The 6,255-nt window shown below is 69.9% G+C and carries 7 protein-coding genes; 5 read left to right on the top strand and 2 right to left on the bottom strand.

The genetic code is table 11. The features are described from left to right. Positions 1-354 precede the first annotated feature (354 nt). Both hemJ and hemE read right to left on the bottom strand, forming a co-directional pair. Positions 355-798 (bottom strand): protoporphyrinogen oxidase HemJ, encoded by a 444-nt coding sequence (gene hemJ / locus CKO28_RS26325; RefSeq protein ID WP_200344226.1) that lies wholly within the window; start codon positions 796-798, stop codon positions 355-357. A gap of 114 nt (positions 799-912) precedes the next feature. Continuing rightward, positions 913-1,986 carry a uroporphyrinogen decarboxylase gene (gene hemE / locus CKO28_RS26320; protein WP_200344224.1) on the bottom strand — a complete coding sequence of 358 codons (1,074 nt, stop codon included), beginning with the start codon at positions 1,984-1,986 and terminating at the stop codon, positions 913-915. Positions 1,987-2,459: 473 nt separating this feature from the next. Between hemE and CKO28_RS26315 the strand changes: the two genes are divergently transcribed. From CKO28_RS26315 to dnaQ, 5 genes are all read left to right on the top strand, one after another. Further along, entirely contained in the window at positions 2,460-3,284 is an 825-nt protein-coding gene (locus CKO28_RS26315) for a pyruvate, water dikinase regulatory protein (protein WP_200344222.1), read from the top strand. Then, positions 3,281-3,934: a Maf family protein gene (locus CKO28_RS26310; RefSeq protein ID WP_200344220.1), complete on the top strand. Its 654-nt coding sequence runs from the start codon at positions 3,281-3,283 to the stop codon at positions 3,932-3,934. Before CKO28_RS26315 ends, CKO28_RS26310 begins: the two co-directional genes overlap by 4 nt. Before the next feature lie 219 nt (positions 3,935-4,153). After that, positions 4,154-4,990: a shikimate dehydrogenase gene (locus tag CKO28_RS26305; RefSeq protein WP_200344218.1), complete on the top strand. Its 837-nt coding sequence runs from the start codon at positions 4,154-4,156 to the stop codon at positions 4,988-4,990. Positions 4,991-5,030: 40 nt separating this feature from the next. After that, complete coding sequence (gene coaE / locus CKO28_RS26300) at positions 5,031-5,657, top strand: dephospho-CoA kinase (RefSeq protein WP_338050252.1); 627 nt, start codon at positions 5,031-5,033, stop codon at positions 5,655-5,657. Further along, on the top strand, positions 5,650-6,255 hold a 606-nt coding region (gene dnaQ, locus CKO28_RS26295), incomplete at its 3' end, for a DNA polymerase III subunit epsilon (RefSeq protein ID WP_200344216.1). The genes coaE and dnaQ, both read left to right, overlap by 8 nt.

The following is a 6,255-nucleotide window of genomic DNA, read 5'->3' as shown; positions in this document are numbered from 1 at the left end:
TCGCGTTCGCACAGCAGGACCGCGACGAGCAAGGCGAGATTGCGTCGCTGCGTCACGCGCTGCTGCGGCAAACGCGCCGCAAGATCCGCCTCGACCGCCGCCGCTACCGTCTCCAACCCGCCCATCGTAGCCCCCTGAATGAAACGCCAGAACGTTAAGAATCACGTTCTGTTCGTACACACAAGAGAAACTGACCCATGTTGAGGACAGCGCGCATCAGGTGTGGTGGCCGCCGAAACCCGGTCGCAAGCGATGGGGGTGCAGCAGCCGCACCGGCAACCAGGGACCCGCCGGCGGCGTTTCGCCCCGCCCGGCACTGCCCCCCGCCACCGAATTCGAGCTCTCCGGCCCTGCCTAGAACGGCTTCGCCTTCACCAGGATCACCACCAGGATCAGGGTGACGGTCGGGACCTCATTGATGATCCGGTAGAACTTGTGGCCGTGCTTGTTCTGGCCCGCCTCGAAGTCCTTGCGCCACTTGCCCATCGCCATGTGCAGCGCGCTCATGATCACCACCAGCAACAGCTTGCCGTGGAACCAGCCCTGCGTGAACGCGCCGATGTGCAGCGCCAGCGCCAGACCCAGCACCCAGGCGACGATCATCGACGGATTCATGATCGCCTTGAGCAGCCGGCGCTCCATCACCTTGAAGGTCTCCGCCGGCTCGCCGGTCGGGTTCGCCTGGGCGTGGTAGACGAACAGCCGCGGCAGATAGAACAGCCCCGCCATCCAAGTGATGATCGACAGGATGTGCAGGATCAGGACCCAGATGTACGCCTGGCCCAGAAAGCCGGTCATGCGATCCCCTATTCAGCCGGTGCGGCCGGCGGTCGTTGCCGGGCCGAAATGTTTCACGTGGAACAGCGGCGCGACCCCGGGCCGCGCGCCGCCGTGTCGCCGCCCGCGCCCGGCTTAACGCTGGCCGTGGCTGCGCACAAGCTCAACCAGTTCGCCGACGTGTTCCGGCGGGGTCTGCGGCACCACACCGTGGCCCAGGTTGAAGACGTACGGGCGGCCCGCTAGCGTATCCAGCAGCTCGCGCGTCGCCTGGCGCATCCCCTCGCCGCCGGCGACCACGCGCAGCGGGTCCAGGTTGCCCTGCACCGTCAGCCTGTTCTGAACGTGGTCGCGCGCCCAGGCGGCCGGCAGGCCGGTGTCCAGGCCGAGCGCGTCGCCGATGCCCTGGTCGGCGTAGCGTTGATAGACCGGGCCGACGCCGCGCGGGAACACGATCACCGGGGTCTGCGGGTGGCGCGCCTTCACCTTGTCGTGGATCTGCCGCAGCGGATTCAGCGACCAGCGGACGACGTCGTCCGGCGCCAGGCTGCCGGCCCAGGAATCGAATACCTGCACCGCTTCCGCCCCGGCGTCGATCTGGGCGCAGAGGTAGTCCGCGGTCGCCTCGACCAACAGATCGATCAGCGCCTGGAACGCCTCCGGCTCCTGGAACATCCACTGCTTGGCCTTGAAGAAGTCGCGCGAGGAGCCGCCCTCGATCATGTAGGAGCCGACCGTCCAGGGCGCCCCGGCGAAGCCCAGCAGGGTGGTCTCGCGCGGCAGCTTCGCCTTCACCCCGGCCAGCGTCTCGTACACCGGGGCCAGCGTCTCGTGCATGCCTGTGACCGACAGCCGCTGGGCGGCGTCGCGCGGGGTCTCCAGCGCCTCCAGCTGCGGGCCGACGCCCTCGGTGAACCAGAGCTTCTGCCCCAGCGCGTAGGGGATCACCAGGATGTCGGAGAACAGGATCGCGCCGTCCATCTGATACCGGCGGATCGGCTGCAGCGTGACCTCGATCGCCTTTTCCGGGGTGAAGCAAAGATCCAGGAAGCCGTCGGCCGTGGCCCGCAGTTCCCGGTACTCCGGCAGGTACCGGCCTGCCTGCCGCATCAGCCAGATCGGCGGTACCGACTGGCGATAACCGTGCAGGGCGTCGAGGAGCGGTTTGCCGGTCTCGGCGGGTCGGCTGGCGGCGTGATCGACGGGCATGTCCTGTCCTTCAAACTCTGGGAAGAGTTTAATTTAAAGAGTCGGTTGCGGTAGTTGGCCGGTGGAACCTGGGGATGATCGCGTTGTCCCTAGGCTATTCGGATACTGAGCGGGGTTTGTGCGGCCTTGGCGGTCGGGTGTGCAAGACTCGGCTGGTTACCGGCGTTGACTCGGTGCCGGCGTGCCGAGTCGATCTGTCCACCGGGGCCTTGTGGAAAAGGTGGACAACCTTGCCGCGGCCGCGCTCGGCATGCCAGTTTTCCCACCCTGTGGACGGGGCGCAAGCCCTGCGGACAAGCCGACTCATGGATTCCGGGTCAGCCTGTGTGGAATTCTCTTGCCACGCCGACCGGCCGGAGTCCTCCCGGATCATGCACAGGCTGACGCGGCGATCTGTGCACAAACGGCGCGGGGCCCTAACCGGGCTCGGCCGGACCCGCGCCAAACCGCGCCGATCAGCGCCTTGGGGAGCGATGACCAGCTATCACCTCCACCTCGTCTCGGACGCCACCGGCGAGACCATCAGTTCGGTCACCCGGGCGTGCCTCGTGCAGTTTTCCGGGATCGAGCCGGTCGAGCATGTCTGGTCGCTGGTGCGCACGCGCAGCCAGATGGACCGGGTCATCGCCGGGGTTCAGAAGTACCCGGGGCCGGTCCTGTTCACGCTGGTCAACGAGGAGATGCGCGCCAAGCTGGTCGAGGGCACGCGCGACCTGGGGGTGCCGACGATCCCGGTGCTCGACGGGGTGATCCATGCGCTGGCCGCTTACTTCGGCCTGCCGATCTCCGGCAAGCCAGGGCTGCAGCACGTCATGGACACGGAGTACTTCGAGCGCATCGAGGCGATGAACTATACCCTCAGCCATGACGACGGGCAGTCGACGGCACAGCTGCAGGACGCCGACGTGATCCTGGTCGGGGTGTCGCGCACGTCGAAGACGCCAACCTGCATTTACCTGGCCAACCGCGGTATCAAGGCCGCCAACATCCCCTACGTGCCGGGCATTCCGCTGCCCGAGGAGCTGTTCAACCTGGACGGCCCGCTGATCGTCGGTCTGACCAAGGATCCGCAGAGCCTGGTGCAGGTCCGCCGTCAGCGGCTGAACATGCTGGACGAGCACGCCGGCGACACCGACTACGTCGATCCCGAGAAGGTCCGCGAGGAGGTGCAGGAGGCCCGGCGTCTGTTCGCCCGCAAGGGCTGGGCGACGATCGACGTCACCCGCCGCTCGATCGAGGAGACCGCCGCGACGATCATGACCTACTACAGCCGCCACCGGGCGCAGGAGGCCGGATGACCGACACCGCCGCCGCTCCGGCGCCCCGGATCGCCGGTGCCAAGCCGGACGCGCCGCCGTTCGTGCTCGGCTCGCAAAGCCCGACCCGCCGGCACATGCTGGAAGCAGCGGGCGTGCCGGTGCACGCGGCCGACCGGCCGGGCGTCGACGAGGACGAGGTCAAGGCCGCCTTCCGGGCCGACGGCGCCGGCGCCGACGACGTTGCCGAGGCGCTGGCGGAGATGAAGGCGCAGCGCGTCGCCGAGCGCTACGGCGGCTGCCTGGTGATGGGGGCCGACCAGATGCTGGAGGTCGACGGCGCCTGGCTCGACAAGCCGCGGACGCGCGACCAGGCGGCGCAGACGCTGCGCACCCTCTCCGGCAAGACCCACCGGCTGATCGCCTGCGCCGTCGTGGTCAAGGACGGCGGGCGGATCTGGCACCATATCGACAGCGCCAAGCTGACCGTGCGCCCGCTCAGCGCGGGGTTCATCGACAGCTACCTGGACACGGTCGGCGCCGCCGCGTTCGACAGCGTCGGCGCTTACCAGTTGGAGGGCGTGGGCGCGCAGCTGTTCACCCAGGTGCAGGGCGACTACTTCACCGTCCTGGGCCTGCCGCTGCTGCCGCTGACGGACCTCCTGCGCAACCACGGCGTCCTGCCGAGCTAGCGGGCTTGCCAAGGAGGCGGAGGCGGCGCACCGCAACCCCTCTCGCTTGAGGGGAGAGGGAGGGGCCCGCGGACCATCCGGTCCGTGGGAGGGTGAGGGTGGGACTCCTCGCCGAATGCCGGGGAGTCCCACCCTCACCTGTCCTCTCTCCTCGAGGGAGAGGGACCCGCCGAGGCGACCTGCCACCACGCGACCACGACGAGGACCGAGAGACGACCCATGACCCTGACGGGCCGAAGCCGACTGGCGGGCGTGCTGGGGTGGCCGGTGGCGCACTCGCGCTCGCCGCGCCTGCACGGCTACTGGCTGGCTCAGCACGGCATCGACGGCGCCTACGTACCGCTGCCGACCGCGCCCGAGGACGTGGTGGACGGCGTGCGCGCCCTGCCGCGGCTGGGCTTCATGGGCGCCAACGTGACCGTGCCGCACAAGCAGGGCGTGCTCGCGGCGTGCGACCGGCTGGACGACCACGCCCGGCGGCTGGGCGCGGTCAACACGCTGGTGTTCGACGGCCCGACCGTGGAAGGGCGCAACACCGATGGCGTCGGCTTTCTGAACAACCTGCGCCAGGGCGCGCCGGACTGGGACCCGACGGCGGGCCCGGCGGTCGTGCTGGGCGCGGGCGGGGCGGCGCGCGCGGTCGTGGTCGCCCTGAGCGATGCCGGCGTCCCGGCGATCCGGATCGCCAACCGCACCCGCGACAAGGCGGACGCGCTGGCGCGCGCGCTGGACGGGCCGGTCACGGCGACCGACTGGGACGCCAAGGACGCCGCGCTGGACGGCGCCAACCTGCTGGTCAACACCACCAGCTTGGGCATGACCGGTCACGGTCCGCTGCCGATCGACCTGACCGCCCTGCCCGGCACCGCGCTGGTCAACGACATCGTCTACCAGCCGCTGGAGACCGATCTGCTGGCCCGCGCCCGGGCGCGCGGCAACCCGGTGGTGGACGGCATCGGCATGCTGCTGCACCAGGCGGTGCCGGGATTCGCGGCGTGGTTCGGCGTCCGCCCGGAGGTCACGGAGGCGCTGCGTGACTTCGTGCTGCAGGACTAGCCGGCGGCGGCGGGCGCGCCGGGTCCGCCGGCGTCCCGTCGTGCTCGGCCTGACCGGGTCGATCGGCATGGGCAAGTCGACGGCCGCGGGCATGCTGCGGGATATGGGCCTGGCCGTGCACGACGCGGACGCCGCCGTGCACCGGCTGATGGCCAAGGGCGGCCGGGCGGTGCCGGAGATCGCGCGGGCGTTTCCGGACGCCGTGGTCGACGGCGCGGTCGACCGGCGGGCGCTGGGCGCGCGGGTGTTCGACGATCCCGACGCGCTCGAGCGGCTGGAGGCGATCCTGCATCCCAAGGTGCGGGCGGACGCGCACCGCTTCATCGACGCCCGGCGCTACCGCGGCGACGAGCTGGTGGTGCTCGACGTCCCGCTGCTGTTCGAAACCGGCGGGGAGAAGCTGTGCGACGCAGTCGCGGTGGTCTCCGCGCCGCGCTTCGTGCAGGAGGCGCGCGTGCTCACCCGCCCCGGCATGACGCGCGACAAGCTGGCCCGGATCCGCGCCCAGCAGCTGCCCGACGCGGACAAACGCCGGCGCGCGGACTTCGTCGTGCCGACCGGCCTGGGACGGCTGCATAGCTTGCGCAGCCTGCGCCGAGTCGTCAAAATATTGCGGGACAACCCGCCCAAAAGCCCACGATCTGGGAGACGACGGCCAAGTGCGTGAGATCGTTCTGGATACCGAGACGACCGGCCTAGATCCGCAGGCCGGTCACCGCATCGTCGAGATCGCCGGTGTCGAGCTGGTCAATCACGTCGCCACCGGCCGCACCCAGCAGCTCTACGTCAACCCGGAGCGCGAGGTTCCCGAGGACGCCTTCCGGGTCCACGGCCTGGGGCTCGATTACCTGAAGACGTTCCCCACTTTCCGCGAGCGTGCGCAGGAGTTCCTGGATTTCGTTCAGGACGCGCGCCTGGTGATCCACAACGCCAAGTTCGACCTCGGCTTCCTGAACGCCGAGCTGAGCTGGGCCGGGCGGGACCGCCTGACCAACGACAGCGTCGACACGGTGGAGATGGCGCGCCGGCGGTTTCCCGGCGCGCAGGTCAACCTGGACGCGCTGTGCAAGCGTTTCGAGATCGACAACAGTTCGCGCGATTTCCACGGCGCGCTGCTGGACTGCCAGCTCCTGGCGGAAGTCTACCTGGAACTGCGCGGCGGCCGGCAGCCCGGCCTGGAACTCGCCAAGGACGCCCGGCGCGGCGCGGACGGCGGCAGCGGCCCGCAGTTCGTCAAACGCGACCGCACGCCCCGCGACCCCCGC

Origin of the sequence: Rhodovibrio sodomensis (assembly GCF_016583645.1) — a bacterium.
Taxonomy (GTDB): domain Bacteria; phylum Pseudomonadota; class Alphaproteobacteria; order Kiloniellales; family Rhodovibrionaceae; genus Rhodovibrio; species Rhodovibrio sodomensis.
The sequence above is the reverse complement of the archived record's forward strand: the minus strand, read 5'-3'. Positions and strand labels throughout refer to the sequence as shown.

Excerpts from the sequence above, each read along its gene's own strand:
- hemJ (WP_200344226.1), bottom strand. The coding sequence starts at position 798 with ATGACCGGCTTTCTGGGCCAGGCGTACATCTGGGTCCTGATCCTGCAC.
- hemE (WP_200344224.1), bottom strand. The coding sequence starts at position 1,986 with ATGCCCGTCGATCACGCCGCCAGCCGACCCGCCGAGACCGGCAAACCG.
- CKO28_RS26315 (WP_200344222.1), top strand. The coding sequence starts at position 2,460 with ATGACCAGCTATCACCTCCACCTCGTCTCGGACGCCACCGGCGAGACC.
- CKO28_RS26310 (WP_200344220.1), top strand. The coding sequence starts at position 3,281 with ATGACCGACACCGCCGCCGCTCCGGCGCCCCGGATCGCCGGTGCCAAG.
- CKO28_RS26305 (WP_200344218.1), top strand. The coding sequence starts at position 4,154 with ATGACCCTGACGGGCCGAAGCCGACTGGCGGGCGTGCTGGGGTGGCCG.